Genomic DNA, 20172 nt, shown 5'->3' on the forward strand with positions numbered 1-20172 from the left:
CTGAATCCGTGGAGCGGCCCTCCTTGAGGTGTCCGTGTGTGGTTTCTGCTGCGTTCGGTGTTGCGGGCATGCGGTAGTTGCTGGTCTGCCCAGCTTTTCCTGTGTGCTCCGGTTGGGCCTGTTCGGCGCGTTGGTCAGGTCGTTGCCGGTAGCGGTGGGCTGTATCCGATGGTGTTGCGCCACAACGTGAGCCAGTGCTCTGTCCAGGGCCAGTGCTCGGGGAGGTGCAGGATCGGTCGACGCTGGGGTCGGGCCAGACGGGCGGGAATGTTGACGATCTTGCGGCGCAGCGTCGCGCCGCGGGCAACCACGTGGGCACCTCCTGCGAGCACGCCGGCGGCGCGCAGCAGGTTGTGCGCGATCGCCGCGCACAACACCCACGCACTGTTGGCACCGAACTGTCCTGAGGGCATGTGGGCCAGGGGTCCGTCGATCAGATCGGCGAAGACGGTTTCGATGATCGCGTGCTGGCGGTGGGTGATGTCAGCCTCGGCGGTCGGCAAGTCTGTGTTGGTGAAGAACGGGTGATACCGCCACACCGGGAACAGCGCGTCCCGAAATCTCGCGTCTTTGACTCGCCGCACCACCAACCGCGCGGTGAACCGATCTTTGGTAGAGGCGAAGGCGGTGTAGCTGACCTCGGCGACCTCGGCATCAGAAATCCAGTCACCGGTGTCGGGATCACGCACTGCACCGGGATAGTTGACCGGCTCCCAGGCCTGCTCGTCGATCGAACTGATGGCCCGATCAACCGCGGTATTGCGGGTCATCACCACCGAGAAGTGCGCATTGTGGGCTCGGCAGGCGCCCACCACCGACCGGGTGCCGTAGGACGAATCGCCACGCACCAGCAGTTGCCCGCGCACGCCGGCGGCGCGGGCGGTGGCGATGGCTTGGGCGACCATGCGGCCCGCACCCTTCCCGGAACTGGTCTTACCGGCGCGCAGCCGCATCCCGGCGATCACCGGCGCCGCTCCGGGGGTGCTGATCGTCGTCGCCAACGGGGAGAGCCCTTTACGCAGAACCTGCTTACCAGCGATCTTGGTATGCCCGTAGGAGGCACCCTGTTTGGCGTGGCCATAGACCGGGCGCAGCAGTGAGTCGATGTCGATGAACGCCCCCGTGTCGGATCCGGGCAGCAGGTCCACCCGCGCACAGAGTGCGGCCAGATGATGACGCAGGACCGACTCCAACTGCCGGGCGTGTCCGAAGGTGAACTCCCGCAACAAAGTACCAACAGTTGACGGTGCATACACACCGCCAAAGAGTGTCTTCATGCCACCGGCGCGAACCAAGTCGAGGTCATCGATGCTGTCCGCGCCGACACACATGCCGGCGATCACCGTGGTCAGCTTCGGGGACGGATTCGCCGAGCCGGATTTGATCTTCGGTGCCGGAATGGAAATCTTGTCGGCCAACAACTTCGGTAGTCCGGTCTGGGCCGCCAACGTCATCACCGGCACCAGACCGGCGCACGACACGAGATGGGCATCATCGAAGACCGCCGACGACACGGCGAACCTATGGGACACTTGCACCGGAAGTGCCTTTCGAAGTTGTGCCGATAAGTGCCTAGAGAACACTCATCATCACAGCTCAGAAGGCACTTTCCTCGTCACGACACCCTGCGACCAGCCAATTCATCGGTGGATCGAGGCTAAGTACCAGTGGACTCAACTCACCCTGACACCCAGGGGCCGCAGGCGCGGTTCCATTGTCGGTGCCCAGCGAGATGCACGTGACCCAGACTTCCCGGTATCAAAAGATGCTTGCGGACTATCAGCTGTTGGCACGCGAACAACTAATCTGCGGGACCCAGATTCATATTGGAATCGACGACCGTGATGAGTCTGTCCTAGTGGCCGGCAGAGTGGCCGCCTATATTCCCACTCTGCTTGCGTTGAGCGCGAGTTCGCCATTCTGGTCCGACGGATCTGACACCGGCTACAGCAGCGTCCGCACATTGGTATGGCAGCGATGGCCGACCACCGGTCTGGCGCCTCCGGCCACGTCAGCCGCGGAGTACGACACCTTGATCTCCAATCTGATTGCGACCGGAGCGATCACCGATGCGGGGATGTCATATTTTGACGTTCGCCCCGCCCTACGAACCCCCACCTTGGAGCTGCGCGTGTGCGATAGCTGTCCACGCGCCGACACCATCGTGCTCATCGCGGCGCTATTCCGCGCGCTCGTCGAACGCGAAATCGAGGGACTACGCGCCGGCGTGCCTGCCGCCATAGTGGTGCCCCCGCTCGGCCGTGCCGCGCTGTGGCGAGCCGCCCGGTCAGGGCTGGAAGGCGACCTGGTGGACTTGATACATCCGGCGAGTCGCCCCGCGTGCGATGTGGTTACCGACTTGGTCCAGATGCTGCGCCCACAGCTGGAGGCATCCGGCGACTGGCATCCCGTTGAGGAGTTGGCGCGCAAGGCTCTGGCGCAGGGCAGTTCGGCGGCCCGGCAGCGCCGCGTCATGCGCATGCGCAACAGCCTGCTCGACGTCGTGGATCACCTCATCGCTGAGACCTCAGACGTCGCGCCCGGCGCCCGCGGTGCGTTGGCAAGCCAGAGTAACGGGGTAGGATCACCACTATCAGTGGTATTTCGAACACGCGACCATTTTGAGTGTGTCATCACTGATTTGAAGGACAGGGCCGCATTACATGGTTCAGATGGGAGCGTCAGTATGACGCCACAGCAGACACGCAGAAATGATCAGCGCTCCATCGTTCCGGCGCGCACGCCGCGCCTGCGGTTAAAGCCCAAAGCACCTCAAAGCGGCTATGTTGACGGGGCGTGGTGGCCCCGCAGCGAAGATCTCAGCGTAGAGCTGCCAGACCTGTTGGCCGTGCTCTCGGTACGACTGGGCCGCATCGACCGAGTGCTTTATCACCTGAATGCATGGGTCAAAGCGCCGCGAAAGCTCACCACCGGAGGACGGACGGTACGCCTGGACGGATATCGCCTTCAGCCGATCAACACCATCGAAGTTCTCGGGCTCGACGGTGACCGGCTCACGCTACTGGTGGTTCCGTCCCACACTGATGCCCACGACGCACACCGCACCATGATGACCGCGGCGCAACCCCACAACGCCGCGACCGTCGACGGACTTCTCATGATTAGCCAACGAGACCGTGACATACGCACCGAGGCATCGACTGCTCAAGAATGCTGGGAATCAGAAGGCGGAACTACGGCTTCCCCACGGTTGGCGCAGCTGCCCGGCTGACACCGAAACTTCCACTGCGGATCCGCACCCGCGGGAGGGCACGCTCCCTCTGGGGTCTTCGCGGTTTTTAAGTGGGTGGGCGTGTGGATCGTCGCCCGCCCCAACATATTCGGGCATTTGGTTGGGGGTGTCGAAGAAGTTCTCACAGACCCACGCCATCTCGTTGCCGTTGACCTGAACGGTGACCATTTTGATCTTCAAGATGCCGGAGTCCGAATCGCAGCGCGGTTTTGTTGCCGTGCCGGTGGCCGCAGTGTTCGAAAAAGACTTCGCCGTTGTATTGCGTGACATCCATGTCGACGTCGGTGCATGGGGGCCACACCATTGAAGTGAAGGCTTGGCCGGTGCGACGTCACAGAAATCGTGCTGACTGTTTAACCCGAGGCCACCTTTCGGTGACGTCTAACGACGGACTTCATGCGGGACCGGCTATCCGCCGCTGCCGTCAGTATCTCACCGGCGACGCGTTCAAACAATCCACCCCACCATGTGTATATTGCTCGGGTTCACCGGCTGTGCCCGTGAAAGGCGCGCGGCGGGGCCGGACACAGCAGGGCATACTGGGCGTGCCGGGACACTCACTCAGTGCCTGGTCCGCGTCAGCGTGTGAGCGGTAGCTTCCGATCGGGCCTTTGTTGGCTGTCGGTCGTCGGTGCTCAGCTGCGTTGAACGGTGGCGTCCAGGTCGGGATCGCCAACGTGGGCGCTGAGCTGGTGGCGGTCGGCCAGCGCGATGCCCAGGTGCGCACCAACCTGTCCACAGCAGCTGATCGCGGTGGTGCTCGGCGGTGGTGCTGCGGCCGAAACGGTCGCGGTGCAAACGAAACTCGACGCCGCCGGGCCTGTGGTGATCGGTGGGCCCGGGCTCCGCGTCGTAGTGCAGGTGTGGATCCTGGTGGTCGTCAGCGATAGTCGTCGGCTCACCAGACGGTGTAGTGGCCGTCGTCGAGTGAGGTTTGATAGCGGCGATCACCGCGGCGCTGACCAGGGCGTCGAGGGCGATGGTCGATTCAACAGTGGTGCGCAGGATGAAGCTGATCATGGGACCGGCTTGGTCAGTGTTTCGGGGCGGCCTGCTGTCTGAAGCTTCAAAGAGCTCGCCGGCCATGCGGAGTGTCACCGCGGGGCCGGGGAATCGTGCCCTGTGAATCAAGTCTAGATCCACCCGCATGGCCGCTGTGCGCCCGCGTTCGCCAACACAGCGTCGCCGTGAGTGCCGTGACAGTCGCAGCGGCGTTGATGTGCCAATCGGTTGTCGCGGCAGCAGTCGGCAAAGTCGTGCTCGGCGGCGAAGTCGGACGCCGGCCCATCGGTTATCTGCGTCGCGGCTGGCTGCAGCACAACGCTTTTACGGACACAGCAGTGCAGCAGCTGGGCTGAATCGACCAGTGATCACATCACCGACATCGTGGCCAGTCATCGTCTGACCTTCATCAATCCTCATTTCCCAAGTACACGCGCGCCAATACGGCGCAGCACCTGGGGATGCTGAGCGGCGTACTCCTCGACCAGACGCTGAAGGATCGTCGTATAGGTCCATAACCCCCTGATGAACTGCGAGCACTATGCGCGGCGATGAAACAGACCGTGCGGCTTCCGCTTCTCGTCTCCGGCCACCTCGGTCCAGCCCCCCGCCGGATAGGTCGCGGGCTGCATTGTTCCGGCACGGATAACCTCTAATGACCCATCGGCGTGCTTGACGTAGCGGTCACCGAAGCGTGCAAACTCATCAGTGAGGCCGTCGTTGCGGGTTACTTGTACAGTCATGGTCAAGTCCGATCCCTGGCGTTATCGCCAGCGTCTTGTTCAGAAGCCTTCGCCGGATGGGTATTCAGGTACGCACTGCGTGGTTTGGAGATCTCTGATTCCCAGCGCTGCTGGGCAATACTGGCCCGGTCCAAGCTGTTTCGGACGCGCGGTTGGATCCCGAGAAGGCGGTCCACACACGTCTCGTCGCTTGGATGTGCGGCCCTCATCATGGTCGCGTGCGCGTCGGAGGCGTCCGCGTACACAGCTATGACCAGCAGATCGAGTCGACGGAATCCCGGCCCTAGCAGACTGATGGTTGAGATAGGTTGGCGCTCATATCCATCCAGCTTGACCGGGCCGCAACCAGCGTCGAGTTTTCGCGGCGCTGACTGCCAGTCAGACAATCGGTAGAGTACACGTTCGACGTGTCCCAACCTGACGGACAGGACCGCTAGAAGTTCGGGAAGCTCAGCGCTGAGGTCATCGCTGCGCGGCCACCAAGCCCCATCAACATAGCCTCTTTGGGGTGCCTTGGGTTTCAACCGCAATCTCGGAGTACACGACAGGCCGTGCACCCGTTGCGAATTCTCCACTGCTTGTAGCGTCATGTGGACGCTCCCATCTGTGGTCGAGCCAATCGACCTATTGATCGATGCTCCAAACCCGAATGGACAATTTGCATGACCGAACACCGACATGTTTAACGCTACTCGCAGTCACACAAAATTGCGACACACGGGGCCGGCGTCTTTCAAGTAGCTGTTGGTGTCAGGAGCCGCGGTGTGGTCCGAGCAATCTGGTGATCGGTCCCGCGGGTCGGTGCATCGCCAGGCGTTGGTCGCATATCCATTGGTCGAGGGCGCCGGTGCTCCCGCAGCGATCGGGGAATTCGGTCTCGATCCGTCGGTGAAGCGCGTCAAGGAGTTGGCCGCTGTGAGGATGCGTCGTGGCAATGTGGGGCCGATAGTCGGCAAGGATGACAGCCAAGGCGACGTGATCGCTGTAGGCGTCGAGGTATTCCTCCACCGTGATTTCTCGAAGTGACAGCACGGGTGTGATGGTGCGGCCTTCACGCCACCAGCAATTCAGGATTCGGCGTGCATCACGCATAGCGAACGCAGCGAATTCCCTGTACTGGTAGGCCATTCGCGCATGCCTGTGTGCTGCTGTGAGCACTGCCGGGCGGTGTTCGAGTGGTCGTTGATCGCCCCACCGGCGTGCTGGTGCACCGATCCATCGGCGATGGCGGAAACACACAGTGCGGTGTTCGGGCAGCCAGCAGTAGACCGGCTCATATGTTCCACGGCGCGCCATACACAACCGGCATGCGGACCGTGATCGGCGCAGCTGTTCGGCGAAACCATGGCCTCGGGTGAGGCCTTTGAGCCGAATTTCCAGCAGATCGAGGGGGTAGCCGCTGGCAGTTGCGAGCCATTCGGGCCGCGGCTGGTTGCTGACCGCTGTGCCCGACAGATAGGTGTGCAGTACCTTCAGGGGTAGGTGGTTGGCCTGGGCCAGTCGCATCGTGTAGGAATGCACCGTTTCGGTCTGCACCGGCCACACTCTGCGCGGCAGCGCCTGTTGTGGTCCATGGGGCCATGGTCTGGGATTCATGCCGGTTCAGCTGGCGGTGCGGGCGGCGGCGGTGTGAGCGGCATAGTCGATCAGCACGGTGTCCATGAGCGCCCGCGAGACCTGTTCAGTGCCATCCAGCATGGCCTGGATGGCTGCGGCACGGATCAGATGGGCAAGGCTGCCGATCATGCCGCCGGTGCGGCGGTGCAGGTATCGTGCCTCGGCCACAAGGGTTCCCGGTGTGTGACGGGAGGAATTGTCAATACCTGTGGATCGGGGTGTTTCAGGCGACCTCCGTTCCGGCGTGCTGACCGCCGTCTGAGGGCGATGTTGGCGGGGTGATGTCGGTGGGTCGTTCGAGCAGTCTGCCTTTATGGAAGACCGCGCCGGCGCGGACCAGGGCGACCAGGTGTGGGGCGTTGACGGCACGCCAGCGGGCCGCGGCGGCGTCGATGAGCTTGTAGGCCATCGCTAGTCCGGCCGCTCGTGATCCGGGCCCCTTGGTGACCTTGGTCCTCAAACGCACTGTGGCAAAGGTGGATTCGATCGGATTCGTCGTTCGCAGATGAATCCAATGTTCGGCCGGATACTTGTAGAATTCCAGCAGCACATCGAGGTCGTCGGTGATCTTAGCGACCGCCTTGGGATACTTCGCGCCGAAGTCGGCCTCGAAGGCCTTGACCGCGATCTGGGCCTTGTCGATATCCTCGGCGTTGTAGATCTCCTTGATCGCCGCCAGCGCCGACGGGTGCGCTGATTTCGGCAGTGCAGCAAGAACATTGGCCTGCTTATGAAACCAGCACCGCTGCTCTTTGGTGGCCGGGAAAACCTCGCGGACTGCTTTCCAGAACCCGAGCGCGCCATCGCCGATCGCGAGTACGGGGGCGGTCATGCCGCGGCGCTTGCAGTCGCGCAACAGATCGGCCCACGACTCGGCCGACTCGCGGTAGCCGTCGGTGATCGCCACGAGCTCCTTGCGGCCATCAGCACGCACGCCCAGCATCACCAGCAGACAGAGCTTTTCCTGGTCCAGCCGCACCTTGAGGTGAATGCCGTCGACCCACAGATACACGTAATCAGTGGCCGAGAGGTCGCGGGCCCCAAACGCGCGGGCCTCGTCTTGCCACTGCGCCGTGAGCCGGGTGATCGTGCTGGCCGACAGCCCAGCGCCGGAGCCGAGGAACTGCTCGAGGGCAGGGGTGAAATCGTTGCTCGACAGGCCGTGCAGGTACAGCAGCGGCAGTACCTCGCTCATCTGCGGCGACTTGCGCGCCCAGGCCGGCAGGATCGCCGAGGAGAACCGCTTGCGTTCACCGGTGTCGGGGTCGACACGGCGGTCGTTGACCCGCGGCGCTTTCACCTGCACCGCGCCGGCGGCGGTCAGCACCTCCCGGGGCTGGTGATAGCCGTTTCGCACCACCAACCGGTGACCGTTCTCGTCGAGTTGATCGGCGAACTGCGCCACGTAGGCGGCGACCTCGGCCTGCAACGCCGCGGCCAGCATCTGCCGGGCCCCGTCGCGGACGATCTCATCCAACAACGACCGACCAGCACCGCTGGCCTTGTCGTTGGCGTCCTCGGTGTCGTGAACTACGGTGAGCATGGGCGTACCTTCCCAACCAGCGCGCCAACGCCGGTCTTGATCGAATACCTGATTCCGTGAAGATCATCCCCGGGAAGGTGCGCCCATCTTCACGCCCCCACACCGAGGCTCATCCACAGGTATTGATCATTGCTCGTGTGACGGTGCAGCCGCAACGTACCCTCCATCGCCGCCACGAGCTGACGCCATTCTTTTGCGTCCGGGAACGCACTGGTGTGGATGACACCACAGCGGCCGGCGAGCTGGCGTCCGCGGGTGCCGGTGAACAGCCCCGAACGCTCCACGTCGATCCCGGCATACACAAACGTCGCGGGCAGGTGTTCGGTGAAGTATTTCAGGTGATCAGACAATTCTTCCCCGGCGCGGGTATCCAGGTTGAGGTTGTGGATCTCGTCGACCACGACGATGTCGGTTCGCGCGTCGATGAGCACTTGGCACACCGCATCGGAGATGTCGGTGACGTTCATCCGCGGGTTGAGCATCGGTAAGCCCAGAAACCGGGCGAACTCCATCGCCAGTTTGCGTGGTGACCCTTTCGGCGGTGCGGTCACATACACCACCGGTATGCGGCTGTCGTCGCCGGGGAACCGTGCCCTGGTGCGTAGTTCGTGAAATCTGCCCAGCTGTTTGATCGCGGTGGTCTTGCCGGTCGCAGCAGCGCCGGAGATGATCAGGCCACGTCGCGCGCCAATCTCGCGCTGGTTGAGCAGGGTCAGCAGTCGGCCCTGATGGGTGATCGATTCGATCGCTGATGTCGTGACCACCACCAACTCCGAGTGATGCGCCACGCGGGCCTCGTTGTAGCGGGTCCGGGCATCGTCGTCCAACTGCGACCATGTCAGATCGTCGAACAGTTCGAACTCGGGCGCATCGGCCTCAATGAAACGCCGCCAGCCCTCCAACGTTGTGGTGGGCTGGCGGCGATCCTCCAACTGGTTCACGGCCACTGTTTGCGGCTCGGTCACAGTCGCCACGATTGGGCCTCCTTGCGTGCATCGAACACCGGCAGAGGAATCACCTCGGCTACAACGTCTTCACTGCCTGCGTCGTCGGCCGTTTGGTCGCTCGGCGACGCATCGTGCTCGGCCGGCGGCACCGGCACGCCGGACCAGCCACGGCCGGCGCTCGCAGCGGCATGCCAGCAGATTTCACGAACCGGTCCGGCTCGGACAATTCGTCACAGTGACGATTCGCAGTGGGGCAGCCCGCGAGGTAGGCGGGGATCTCGACGGGCTCCACAATGAGATGGCTCAGAGTTCATCGCGGTCGCCCTGGGTGTCAGGGTGAGTTGAGTCCACTGGTACTTAGCAACTTGGCAACTTGGCTTGATCTCGGGGCGAGAACGGAATCACCTGAACCATGACGACGACGATGGCTGCTGTGCGCGAGACTGGAGCGGTGGCACCTTCACCGCGATCTGATGGCCCGCGCCGGCGGCGCTCGATTTCTCCGGCGCAGAAGCTGGCCCACCTGGATGCCTATGAGCAGGCCTGTACGACCAACGATGGTGGGGCGTACCTGCGCGGTGAGGGGTTGTATTCCTCGCAGATCGCCGAGTGGCGCAAACAACGCGATGCTGGGGTGTTGGAAGGCAAGGCACCTGGGGAGAAGGTCGGTAAACTCACCCGCGAGCAGGCCGAGATCGCCCGCCTGAAAAAGGAACTCGCCCAGGCCAATAATCGGCTGGCGACCACCGAGGCTGCCCTGGGGATCATGGGAAAAGCACACGCGCTCTTGGAGTCTCTCTCCGAGAGCGCGGACACCGACACGCCGCCGACCAAGCGCTGATGGATGCCTACAACGATCTGCGGGATATCCAGATTCCGACCCGCAAGGCCGCGGAGGTGACCGGCATGCACCGCTCGACGGCCACTCGACGCGCCAAACCCGCGCCGGCGCCTGCCGATCGGGCACCACGACCGGTCCCGGTCAACAAGCTCACCGAGTCCGAATGCGCCCGGGTGGTTGAGGTGCTCAACAGTGCCCGGTTCGTCGATGCCGCGCCGATGCAGGTGTGGGCCACGTTGCTCGATGAAGGCAGCTACCTGTGTTCGGTGTCGACGATGTACCGCGTCCTCAATGCCAACAAGCTGGTCAAGGAGCGCCGTCGGCTGGCCCGGCACCGCAAAGCGGTCTGCCCGGAACTGGTGGCCACCGCGCCGCGGCAGGTGTATTCGTGGGACATCACCAAACTGGCCGGCCCGGTCAAAGGGGTCTACTACGACGCCTACGTGATGATCGACATTTACTCGCGTTACATCGTCGGGGTCCATGTGCACGCCCGCGAATGCGGCCAGCTGGCCAAGGAGATGATGGAACAGATCTTCGGCACCTACGGCATCCCACACGTCGTGCACGCTGATCGGGGCACCTCGATGACCAGCAACACCGTCGCCGGACTGCTCTCGGATCTGGGCGTCATCCGCTCGCATTCGCGGCCCAAGGTATCCAACGACAACCCCTACAGCGAGTCCTGGTTCAAGACCTTGAAGTATGCGCCGGCGTTCCCGGAACGCTTCGAATCCATCCATCACGCGAGGGATTTCATGGACCGATTCGTGCAGTGGTACAACCATGAACACCGCCACAGCGGCATCGGGCTGCACACACCCGCCGATGTGTTCTACGGCCTCGCCGGCGGGAAAGACACCCAGCGCCGAGCCGTGCTCGCCGACGCCAGGGCGCGCCACCCACGCCGATTCGGCCGCGACACCGCACCCAAGGTCATCGACCTACCTGAATCCGCGGCGATCAACCCACCCAAACCGGCCGAACAGGAGACCGAAACGGAAGCCGCTTAACACCCACTGGACTCAAACACCTTGACAAATTCCGTCGGACACCGTGCGGCGTGAGTACCGACGCTTGAGTCCGACGCGGCGACGCACCGAGACGGGATCCTTGGTGGCTCGTCCATGGCCGCGCCGCTTGTGGGGCTTGCACATGGCGCAACCACGCCACGAACGTGAAGGGTGATGACTGGGCATCGGCGATGCTCCCGAGGTGACTCCGCTCAGAGGCGAAGGAGATGACGATACGCGACCCGACGGCCACTCACCTGCGATCCGGAAGTACCGATAAGCTACATTATGTCAACTAATCCACCGCATCGCATCGAACGCCGCCCCTAGTTCACCGCCAGACCACCTCTGAAAGCAGTCGACGGATATTGCTTCCGGGTGATGCCCGATGATCAGATCGGCTCTGGCGTCAACGAGACACCGAGCCAGGCCAGCGGGCCCTGCGAGGTTGGAAGGTATGCGAATGGGACGCGCCAGTGCATCGCGACGACGACAATACGTTCTGCGCCTTCGCTTCTCGCATGAGTACTTCGGCTCTTTGGACGTCCGGCTCGTATGCATGCGTGTGCACGAAGGGCGGGACGCCAGGGGTTTCGTCAAGCAAGCCACTGTCGACCTCGAACGTCGAGCGAACCCGTATGGCGGCAACTCCTGGCCTATCCCCCGTCGCATTGGCCCCGCGTGGCAGGGCCGAACAAAAACTGAAGAAGGCTACCGACTGACCCGCGACTGTAAGCACCTGCAGGCGAGTGGCCTCTGATTGGGATTCGCCGCAACCGGCGTGCCTGACGCCTACTGCATCGAGCGACCGGATCGTGTCCCGCAATCCCCTTGGCGCCGAAGTTCATCGTATGGTTCGTTGCCAGCGACACAAGGTCAAAGCCCAACTCGGCCAATTCTTTAGCAGCTGATATTGGTGCGCGCATCGCGACGAGTTTCTCGGCGCGGTCATTCGAGTCCGTGAACGAAACCTCGAGATTGCCGATGGTCAGATCCCTGCAAGCAGCAGGCTGAGGGCCGATTCTCCCGGGCTGGGACGGTCGGGCGTTGGCCGGCGAGGTCGTCCAGAAACTACTACGTCACCCACCACGGTTAACTCCACATCCTGTGTTCCATACTACGGCGCGTCATGCCATAGAACGGCATGACAATCAATTATCGGCGCCGCGTGTGCCACTATGCGGAACGGTGTACGGGTGTTAATGTCAACTTCCCATGAACACACCAGGTGACAGTGCTGGAGCGCCGAATCCAGGGACTTCGACCAGCATCCGTTCGATGAACAGCGTCTTGAGCACTCTCCGGATCTTCGAAGAGGTGGCGACACGCCAACCAATCGGTGTCTCCGACTTATCGCGCGTCACTGGGATACCGAAGAGCACCGTCCAGCGGTGCCTGGTGACGCTCAAGCAGGCTGGATGGCTGAAAGTTGTCGACACGGCCCAGACTCGTTGGGGCGTAACGGCGCGGGCGCTTTCTTTGGGTCTTCGCGGGGCTGGTGAACAAGATCTCCGACAATTGGCCGATCCGGTGATCAAGCGCCTTGCAGCCGATACCGGCGAAACTGTACACCTTGCCCTGCGGGACGGAAACGAGAGCGTCATCATTGGCCGGGCCGACACGACGAAGGATGTACGGGTGATCCTGGAGCTCGGCACCCGCCTGCCACTGCAAGCCACGTCCGCGGGTGTCGCCATGCTGGCTCGCCTCGCGCCCGCCGAAGTCGCCGAGGTGCTCAGCCACGAAGTAGATCAGGTCGAGGGTGCCTCGGTACCAAGCACCGATCAACTAAGGCGCGAAATCGAAATGACCGCCGTGCGCGGCTACGCGCTCAACGTCTCGTCCTGGTACCGACCCCACGTCTGCTCTGTCGGGGTTGCGGTGACGGACTCGATGGATAGGCCGATCGCCGGGATTGCGATATCAATACCCGAGATGCGGTACGACGCGGCCAACGAAGCAACGCTGGCCGAGTTGGCGAACGCTGCGGCCGCAGAAATCAACGGGCTCATCCGTTCCGCATAACGCGCTCGCCCAAAATGCTGCGGCGTTCGCCAAGGGACTATCAGACGCTCACCACCGACGTCAGCAGCTTCGCCGTGTCCTCGGGTGACTCAACCGGAAAGTGGTGGCTGCCCAGTTCGACGGGAACAAAATCTATCCGATCACCGAACCGCTCAACGGCTTCTGACGAGAGAAGCTCACGTACCGCAAAAGCCGTGATCGGCTGAGTCGTCTCACTCAAGGCATGTTCCATGTTCCACCGCACCAGTCCCTCGATTGCTCGTATGCCGGCCGGTTGCCGAACCTTCACCATCATGCTGAAGTAAGAGTCAATCAACTCTTCACTGAATCCCTCGGGCGAACCGCCCTCGACCAGGGCGCGGACCGCCGCCGCAAAGTCATCGTGAAATGGCCGAATAATTGCCTCTGCTTTACTGTCGTCCATCGCGGGAAACAGCCCGAGATAGTGCAAGGCGTCGAGAACCACGACGTGGGTGACGACGTCGGGCAGCTGGCGACCGACTTCGACGGCCACCGCGCCCCCGAGCGAATGTCCAACCACGACGCATCGGGTGATCGACTCAGCGCTCAGTACGGCGTCCACGTCGCGAGCGAATTCCTCCATGGTCCAGACAGTTCGACTCGATCGCGAGTCGCCATGCTCGGCAAGGTCGACAGCGACGACCCGAAGATCGGCTGGCAACTGCGCGACCAGATCATCGAAATAGCGTCGTTCACAGCCCCATCCGTGAATCAAGACCAGCGTAGACCCCTCCGACGGTCCGGTGATCGAGTATCGGATCGTGGTCTCATCAGGCCGCTCGACCATACGATCCCCAGCTCGCAATCCTTCAGTCATGTTTCCTCCTGTGGCATCTTTTTGCAGGCGTGTCTTCTGGCCGCAGCGGCGGCATCGTCAGCATGTCGATTTGGTTGAATGGTCGCGTCGTCGTGTCTGAGCCGCCGGCTCCGACTGGAGGTCGGTGAAATCGATCGTGTATGGCGTGCTCTCGCACACCGGGTAAGCGCTAAACATTATCCGTCCGGCATCCAGGTCCATCACCACCGAAAACAGCGATGCGCTCTGTTCCAATGGGTGATCGGCGATGTCCGGGTGACGGCAGATGCTCTTCGGATAGCTCAGGTGATCTTTCAGAACCGTCTGGACGTCGCTCACCGACACGTCCCGCGCGCGACCGCTCGCCTTTGGGCGGCGTCGAGTTGAATATGATTGTGCGCCAACTGAACTTGATGCAGCTCCTTGCTTGCAGCGCTACGCAGGACGGTGGCCCCGGCTTCAGCGCCCCCTGTGTCCACGCGTTCTCCTGACTCTTTTGATGCCACCTCGTTCGTTAAGCCTGGGGCGTGATGACGTCTCCCCGCTGTTCCTTAACGTGGCATGTTGTGCCGTAATACGGCACGCAAGTGAGCGCAAGCTTCGGCGAAGAGGAGTTGTTGATGGACATGGAACGCATCGCTCAACCAATCCAATTGCGCAAGGTTGAGGTACGAAACCGCATCTGGATGTCACCGATGGCGCAGTATTCCGCTACCAGCGACGGCTGCCTTTCCGAGTGGCATTCGCTGCACTACGGTGCGCGTGCTGTCGGCGGCGTGGGAATGGTCATGGTCGAGAGTACGGCGATTGGCCCCGATGATCGATGCACTCTCAGGGACCCAGGCATTTGGACTGGGGCACAGGTTGATTCGCACCGAACAGTAACCGACATCATCCGCCGCGCAGGTGCCGTGCCTGCGATCCAACTACAGGCCGCCGGCCGGAAGTCGTCACATCGCCTACCCTGGGAGCGCAGGGGCCAGAACAGCCCCGTCGCCGTCGAGGAGGGCGGTTGGACTCCGCTCGCCCCGTCCGCAATCCCGTTCGGCAACCTCACCGTGCCCCGGGCATTGACGCGCGCCGAGATCGCGATGACGGTCGATCGCTTCGCCCAAGCGGCGGTCAACGCACACGAAGCGGGATACGACGTGGTCGAGGTGCATGCCGCCCACGGCTATCTGCTACACCAATTCCTCTCCCCCCTCGCGAACCAGCGAGTCGACGAGTACGGGGGATCTCTTCAGAACCGCCTGCGGTTCCCGCTGGCAGTGGCGCGGGCAGTCCGCTCGGCGTTGCCAGCGGACAAGCCAGTGTTCATCCGCATCAGTACAAACGACTGGACAGGTGGGGGGTTTGATTTTGCTCAGGCCGTCGAGTTCGCCAAGTGTCTGCGAGAGTTGGACATCGACTTGCTCGACGTGACATCGGGCGGGTTACTGGTCGATGCTCCTCCGCCGCCGAGGCCAGCTCTGAACGTCGAGCCGGCAGACCGCATTCGACAGGATGTGGGAATCCTGGTTGCACCGGTGGGCCAGATCGGCGATCCGAATGTCCTAGAAGAGGCTATTAGTCGGACTAAGGTGGATGCGGTATTTCTGGGGCGCCCGCTTCTGCGCGACCCGTACCTTGCCCTCCGGTTCCTCCCTGGTGACCCCCATGATCTATGGCCGACGCAATACCACCGCGCTCTTATTAATCCACGCTGACGCCGCCGTTGCTATCGGCGGTACCGGATGCTGTTCGGCGGCAACGACTGGTTTGCTTGGGAACTGAACGAGATGCCAGCCTTCCAGCTTCGTTTTCGAGGGGACAATTCCAGCCCTGACCACTCTTGACGCCGCCGAGTGGGGCGAGCACGGTACCGGTCCCCCTTCGAACCGGTGGGTGGCTGCTTACCATCCGGTCTCGAGTCGTGCCATGACGTAGGAGTGATATCGGTGCAGCAGCCGTGCGCGTTTCGGGTTCGGGTCCGGTTTACTTGAATTTCTCTGTCACAGAAGCTGTTTCATTCGCTGTTTGAATCGCTGGTCATGTGCGCCGCCGCTACTTTCCGCGGCCGGCATGACGCTCAACCGCGCATGTTCGCGAAGGGAAGTCGTCCGTGGTGCGCGCGGAAGGCGGCAAGCATCTGGGTCTCCAGGGCGGCGGCCTCGGCGTCGGGCGTGACGCGCCATCCGACAAGCAGGGTGTCGTGGTCGGCGAGTTGCCAGATGCGTCTGCCGCCGGAGTGTCCGACAGGTTGACCCGCTCCGAATCTGCGGAACTCATCGAGGCGTTTGCGTAGGTGGCGCTTGCCGCCGGTGCCGGCGTTTGCCTTGCCGATGTAGACAACTCGTTCACCGGGCACCCACATCCTGTCTAGTTCGGCGACGGTAACCGTAGGGTCTTTGCCTTTGAAGTGTGCGGCGGGCGACTGGGCGAGGAACCGTGGCGACTCGTCGGAGGGGCGCACGATGACATACACCCCTGGATGCACGGGGACGTCCGCAGTGGGCAGGGCGGCGAAGGGAACCCAGCCGCCGAAGCCGCTGAGGTCAACGGCGCCGGTCATGTTGAGGTGCCGTTGCGGTCGTTGAACCCGTCGATGCAGCCTTTCTCGACCTGCCGCATTCGTGTTTGGTATTTGTTCTCACCGGGGTCTACGGCGGTGAGGGTCCGCCAGCGGCAGGCGGTCTCGGCGTCGGTGTAGACGACCGATTTCTTGGTGTTGTAGCCGATGTCGTAGCCCTTTTGATACCACTTGTTGTGGGTGTTGGTGTCGCCGAGCAGGTATGAACCGATTCCGACGACGGCGACGATGCCGGTGACGGCCAGCGCGATTCGTCGGACTCTACGTCGGGGACGTGGGGCCGCGGGGGCGGTGTAGCCGCTCCAGGCCGGCGCGGGCCAGCCGGGGGTGCCAGCGGCATAGGGGTTAGACATCCCAGGTGCGTAAGTTGTCAAGCGGCGGCAGGTGTGCGGTGTGCCCAGGCTTTGTGTTCGTCGTAGCGGGTCCGGTGGCGTAGGCAACCGTGCAGGATGCCGACGAGGCGGTTGCCCAGAGCCCGCAGTGCTTGGTGATGGAGGTCGCCTTCAGCGCGGCGATGGTCGTAGAACTGTCGAGCTCCGGGACTTCGGGTTAGCGCGCAGAAGGCCCACTGGTCGATCGCGTCGTAGAGCCGACGGTTGCGGATGTGGCGGGCCAGTACGGCGCGCTTCCTGCCGGACGCAATGGTCAATGGCGAGGTTCCGGCGTAGTTTTTGCGACACTTGGCGTTGGTGTATCGGTTCGGGTCGTCCCCGAACTCACCGAGCACCCGGGCGCCGAGGATGACACCAAGTCCTGGCAGGGAGCGGTAGATGTCGGCGTCCGGGTGCGTCTCAAAATGCGCGGCCAGTTCGTTCTCCAGGTCGTCGATCTGACGACTCAACTCGACGACGAGCCCGACGGTGGCCCGCGTTGTCGCTGCGAACGCCGCGGTGACCGCAGCCGGTGCTGCGAGTTGTTCGGATCGTAGTGCGGCCTGGATCTCCTGGGCTCGGATGTCGATGTTGCGTTGGCGCCCAGCAGCTTTGAGTGCGGAGCGGATCTTGGCCAGGCTCAGGCTGGATGCTTGTCGGGGGTCGGGTGCATGTCCGAGGATCGCCAACGCGTCGCGGTCGGACAGATCGTCGAAGGCCTCCAGCGCCGCGGGGTAGTACTCGCGTAGTGCCGAGCGCAGTGCGTTGGTGTGCCGGTTGCGGGTCCAGATCAGATTCTGATGCGCCCGCGCGAGGACCTTGACCGCTTCGGCGTCGGGTGTGTCGCCGGCGATCAGACGGTGGTTGTGTCGGTCGGTGCGCACTAGATCGGCCAACAGCTTGGCGTCGGCGGCATCGGACTTGGCTCCCGACACCGCGTGGCGGTCGCGATAGCGGGCCACAGCCAGCGGATTGACCGCGTACACCTGATAACCGGCGCCGGTCAGTGCCTCCACCCACAGTCCGCGGTCGGTTTCGATTCCGACGGCGACCTGAGCGGGGTCATCGGCGTGGGCCGCGATGAGATCGTGCAGTAGTCGAATTCCGGCCAGCCCCTCGGGCAGCCGCCGTGAGGCCAGCCTGTCGCCGGCCTCGTTCATCAGGTACAGGTCGTGGTGGTCTTCTGCCCAGTCGTCTCCGACGAAGAGCATCGCATCGCCTCCTTGGCTCGATGTGGATGAAACCGTTCGAGCCGAAGGACATCTGGCGGCGACCTAATGGATCAGTGCTCGAACCGGCACGACATCCCATGAGCGCTGTAGATGACCTCACCAACCGGCCGGGGCACGATCTAACCCTAGAAATCGACCATCGTTCCAGGCGGCAGGAGTGCTCACCGGCCAGCGGCTCGGTGATCAGCGTCCCCGCGCTGGACGGTTATCCGTTCGAGGCACGCCGATCAACACCCATTAGGCGGGTGTGGCTGGCGGTGGTCGGTCCAGCGGTGTCCGTCCCAGTAGCGTGCTGCGCCGGGGTCGGCGGGGTCGTTGTACCAGCCGGGAGGGACGTAACCGGGAGTCATGTCTCGAAGCGTAACGTCAGTGGGCGTCGCGTTCGTCCTGCTCTAGCCTCTCTACTCACAGGTCGACGCACCCTTCGAAGCTGAGGTCGGTCGGGCTGACTCCGTAGCTTTTCATGTGGTGCTCGCCCCCTTCCTGGTACTTGCTTTCCCGGGGTTGTTCGATCAGCAGGCCGATGCCCCTGACGGCTCATGGAAGGCCCTCGGCCCGATATCGATCCCACGCCGTACGCGCAGGTCTTCAGTTGCCGCCACCGACGTTGACCCGCAAGCCCCCATCGCTGTGCGTGGCCGATTTCGGTTGACGCGCCGATATGATCGCGGGATCGGTGTGCAGAGGGGGCTCTCGATGAACCGCACGGCTGTTCGTGTCGGTCAGGCTACGGCGGCTGGTGCGCTTGTGGCTGCCGGTATCGGACTCGGAGCCTACAACGCCTGGTGGTTGGCGCTGCTGATCGGGATTCCGGTCCTCGTGGCCGGACTGATCATCGTGCCGCGGCCATCGCAACTGTCCGTGCTTGATGTGTTCGAGAGCGGTGCGCCGCGAAGGTCAGTGCCGGTTCGTGTCGATGCACTGACCCGCAGCAGCCGCAGCCCCGACGACCTGCAGCCGACGTTGGTGACCGCGACGATAAGCCCACCGCATGACACCGAGTATCAAGGGCGGTGGATCGTCTCGATGTCTCGCGGTGACTTTGAGGCACTGACCAATGAGCCCGAAACCGCGTTGGCGCCGGACCAACTGCCGCCGCGCGAAGCGGTGCCTGCGCCCCAGTTCGACCGTCTGCCCGGCCCACAGTTGCTGAGCTATTCGGCTGTGACCGTCGTGGTGGCTCTGGCGCTGCTGTTCGGTGTAGGTGACGCCTGGCGCATCTCCCTCGACAGGCCCACGCCGCCCGCACCCGGGGAGGCGCAGACTGCCCCCGGGCACAAGGAAATGAACCTCAACGCCCGCCTGCGCGGGATGATCGAGGCGGTCTCCAACCAGTTCGGTCCGGCGGCCGCCAACAATCTGCTCGAACTCCGCTTCACCGGCAGCGGATCGGACTACGGCACCGTTCTCGATCCGGCCAACGGTGACACGACAATCGTCTACGTCAACAACGGTGGCGATGCGTTCACCACGCCTTCGGCACAGGTTCTGCGTAAAGACAGCACGTTCACCGCCGGCGATATCGCATCTGCCGATCTGACCGCCATCACGCGCAAGATGGGCGAGCGGCTCGATTCTGCGGGCGGACACGTCGACCTGGACAGCTTAGAAATCGAACGGTCGCGTCCAGGAGGTCCGGTGATACTGACCGGCATCTTCGGCAGCAAGACGGTCAAAGCCCTTCCCGACGGCACCGTCGGGGAGATCTTCGATCCGGCAGATTTCGCGGTGTCATTCCAGCGAGCACGGGAGTCCCTGACGCTGGCTGGGATCACACCCTCGGATCGGGTCTTGACGAACTTCGAAATCCGCGGCACCCACCGAGCTACGCCGATCGCGCACGCAAGTGAGCTCCAAACCCGCGGAGGTGTGCTGCTGGAGTTCCAGACCGAAGACCGGTCTGGTCAGATCGTCATCGTCCCCGGAGAACTGCCCGAGATCACTCAGCAGGCCGGCCACGTCGGGTCTCAGACCTTCTCCTTCAACGACATCTCACCGCAAGTCTTCGACTCCGTCCGAGCGCAGGCAATGCAGCGGGGTGATCTCGAACCCTACGAGCGAGAAGCGGTCCACATTTGGATGACTGACCGCGCGATCGACCCGTACCGGTTGGCCATCCGGATCGAACTCGCGGGCGTGGAAGCAGCGACGGGAACCTACTCGGTGACCGGTGAGTTCCTTGCCCCGGATGCGGTTTGA

At 63.0% G+C, this 20172-nt stretch carries 18 protein-coding genes and 6 pseudogenes; 9 read left to right on the forward strand and 15 right to left on the reverse strand.

The annotated features are described in order from the left end of the window. Window positions 1–134: 134 nt before the first annotated feature. Window positions 135–1538 (reverse strand): IS1380-like element ISMsm11 family transposase, encoded by a 1404-nt coding sequence (locus AT701_RS16620; protein WP_003895035.1) that lies wholly within the window; start codon window positions 1536–1538, stop codon window positions 135–137. Between the two features lie 158 nt (window positions 1539–1696). On the opposite strand from AT701_RS16620, the pseudogene AT701_RS16625 reads away from it, so the two are divergent. The 4 genes and pseudogenes from AT701_RS16625 to AT701_RS35495 form a co-directional block, all read left to right on the forward strand. Further along, a pseudogene (locus AT701_RS16625) lies at window positions 1697–2578 on the forward strand (carboxylate-amine ligase); the annotation flags it as partial. 108 nt (window positions 2579–2686) lie between these two features. Beyond that, window positions 2687–3232, forward strand: a complete 546-nt coding sequence (locus tag AT701_RS16630; RefSeq protein ID WP_053194662.1) for a DUF5994 family protein — start codon at window positions 2687–2689, stop codon at window positions 3230–3232. Between the two features lie 181 nt (window positions 3233–3413). Beyond that, on the forward strand, window positions 3414–3560 hold the full coding sequence (locus tag AT701_RS34765) for a hypothetical protein (protein WP_157892552.1): 147 nt from the start codon (window positions 3414–3416) through the stop codon (window positions 3558–3560). A gap of 880 nt (window positions 3561–4440) precedes the next feature. Next, window positions 4441–4611, forward strand: coding sequence for a hypothetical protein (locus tag AT701_RS35495; RefSeq protein ID WP_157892554.1), 171 nt, complete (start codon window positions 4441–4443; stop codon window positions 4609–4611). A gap of 183 nt (window positions 4612–4794) precedes the next feature. Here the strand turns inward: AT701_RS35495 and AT701_RS35755 are convergent, their stop codons facing one another. The 6 genes and pseudogenes from AT701_RS35755 to AT701_RS16660 all read right to left on the reverse strand — a co-directional run. Beyond that, window positions 4795–4998, reverse strand: a complete 204-nt coding sequence (locus AT701_RS35755) for a hypothetical protein (RefSeq protein WP_053194581.1) — start codon at window positions 4996–4998, stop codon at window positions 4795–4797. 2 nt (window positions 4999–5000) lie between these two features. Continuing rightward, window positions 5001–5588, reverse strand: a complete 588-nt coding sequence (locus AT701_RS35500) for a DUF5994 family protein (RefSeq protein WP_053194578.1) — start codon at window positions 5586–5588, stop codon at window positions 5001–5003. Between the two features lie 160 nt (window positions 5589–5748). Then, window positions 5749–6543, reverse strand: a complete 795-nt coding sequence (locus AT701_RS16645) for a TniQ family protein (protein WP_058126232.1) — start codon at window positions 6541–6543, stop codon at window positions 5749–5751. 57 nt (window positions 6544–6600) lie between these two features. Continuing rightward, window positions 6601–6804: pseudogene (locus AT701_RS16650) on the reverse strand (ATP/GTP-binding protein); the annotation flags it as partial. Window positions 6805–6838: 34 nt separating this feature from the next. Continuing rightward, window positions 6839–8158, reverse strand: a complete 1320-nt coding sequence (locus AT701_RS16655; RefSeq protein WP_011727856.1) for an IS256 family transposase — start codon at window positions 8156–8158, stop codon at window positions 6839–6841. A gap of 137 nt (window positions 8159–8295) precedes the next feature. After that, a pseudogene (locus tag AT701_RS16660) lies at window positions 8296–9132 on the reverse strand (ATP-binding protein); the annotation flags it as partial. Between the two features lie 397 nt (window positions 9133–9529). On the opposite strand from AT701_RS16660, the pseudogene AT701_RS16670 reads away from it, so the two are divergent. Further along, a pseudogene (locus AT701_RS16670) lies at window positions 9530–10959 on the forward strand (IS3 family transposase). Window positions 10960–11368: 409 nt separating this feature from the next. Here AT701_RS16670 and AT701_RS36075 read toward each other — a convergent pair. Together AT701_RS36075 and AT701_RS36080 are read right to left on the reverse strand one after the other, a co-directional pair. Continuing rightward, entirely contained in the window at window positions 11369–11785 is a 417-nt protein-coding gene (locus AT701_RS36075) for a CapA family protein (RefSeq protein WP_081319703.1), read from the reverse strand. A 55-nt stretch (window positions 11786–11840) separates the two neighbouring features. Next, window positions 11841–11981 (reverse strand): annotated as a pseudogene (locus tag AT701_RS36080) (hypothetical protein); the annotation flags it as partial. A gap of 256 nt (window positions 11982–12237) precedes the next feature. On the opposite strand from AT701_RS36080, the pseudogene AT701_RS35760 reads away from it, so the two are divergent. Continuing rightward, window positions 12238–12327, forward strand: a pseudogene (locus AT701_RS35760) (IclR family transcriptional regulator); the annotation flags it as partial. Between the two features lie 30 nt (window positions 12328–12357). Beyond that, window positions 12358–12984 carry an IclR family transcriptional regulator gene (locus AT701_RS16680; RefSeq protein ID WP_232836301.1) on the forward strand — a complete coding sequence of 209 codons (627 nt, stop codon included), beginning with the start codon at window positions 12358–12360 and terminating at the stop codon, window positions 12982–12984. 40 nt (window positions 12985–13024) lie between these two features. Here the strand turns inward: AT701_RS16680 and AT701_RS16685 are convergent, their stop codons facing one another. Together AT701_RS16685 and AT701_RS16690 are read right to left on the reverse strand one after the other, a co-directional pair. Further along, window positions 13025–13822 (reverse strand): alpha/beta fold hydrolase, encoded by a 798-nt coding sequence (locus tag AT701_RS16685; protein WP_003894745.1) that lies wholly within the window; start codon window positions 13820–13822, stop codon window positions 13025–13027. 57 nt (window positions 13823–13879) lie between these two features. Then, window positions 13880–14140, reverse strand: a complete 261-nt coding sequence (locus AT701_RS16690; RefSeq protein WP_223495603.1) for a peptidase C45 — start codon at window positions 14138–14140, stop codon at window positions 13880–13882. A gap of 248 nt (window positions 14141–14388) precedes the next feature. Here AT701_RS16690 and AT701_RS16695 point away from each other — a divergent pair, with 248 nt between their 5' ends. Next, window positions 14389–15507: an NADH:flavin oxidoreductase/NADH oxidase gene (locus AT701_RS16695; protein WP_011728990.1), complete on the forward strand. Its 1119-nt coding sequence runs from the start codon at window positions 14389–14391 to the stop codon at window positions 15505–15507. A 362-nt stretch (window positions 15508–15869) separates the two neighbouring features. Here the strand turns inward: AT701_RS16695 and AT701_RS35075 are convergent, their stop codons facing one another. The 4 genes from AT701_RS35075 to AT701_RS34270 all read right to left on the reverse strand — a co-directional run bounded on the left by AT701_RS35075 (window position 15870) and on the right by AT701_RS34270 (window position 18323). Continuing rightward, on the reverse strand, window positions 15870–16352 hold the full coding sequence (locus tag AT701_RS35075) for a hypothetical protein (protein WP_036453210.1): 483 nt from the start codon (window positions 16350–16352) through the stop codon (window positions 15870–15872). Further along, entirely contained in the window at window positions 16349–16723 is a 375-nt protein-coding gene (locus AT701_RS16705; protein WP_011728992.1) for a hypothetical protein, read from the reverse strand. The genes AT701_RS35075 and AT701_RS16705 overlap by 4 nt, the downstream gene beginning before the upstream one ends. A gap of 17 nt (window positions 16724–16740) precedes the next feature. Further along, the gene (locus AT701_RS16710; RefSeq protein WP_011728499.1) at window positions 16741–17952 is read right to left on the reverse strand and encodes an IS110 family RNA-guided transposase; all 1212 of its coding nucleotides are present in this window, start codon (window positions 17950–17952) and stop codon (window positions 16741–16743) included. Between the two features lie 248 nt (window positions 17953–18200). Then, entirely contained in the window at window positions 18201–18323 is a 123-nt protein-coding gene (locus tag AT701_RS34270; protein ID WP_081319491.1) for a DUF2510 domain-containing protein, read from the reverse strand. A gap of 346 nt (window positions 18324–18669) precedes the next feature. Between AT701_RS34270 and AT701_RS16715 the strand changes: the two genes are divergently transcribed. Continuing rightward, window positions 18670–20172, forward strand: a complete 1503-nt coding sequence (locus AT701_RS16715; protein ID WP_029104173.1) for a hypothetical protein — start codon at window positions 18670–18672, stop codon at window positions 20170–20172.

Origin of the sequence: Mycolicibacterium smegmatis (genome assembly GCF_001457595.1) — a bacterium.
In the GTDB taxonomy this organism is placed as follows: domain Bacteria; phylum Actinomycetota; class Actinomycetes; order Mycobacteriales; family Mycobacteriaceae; genus Mycobacterium; species Mycobacterium smegmatis.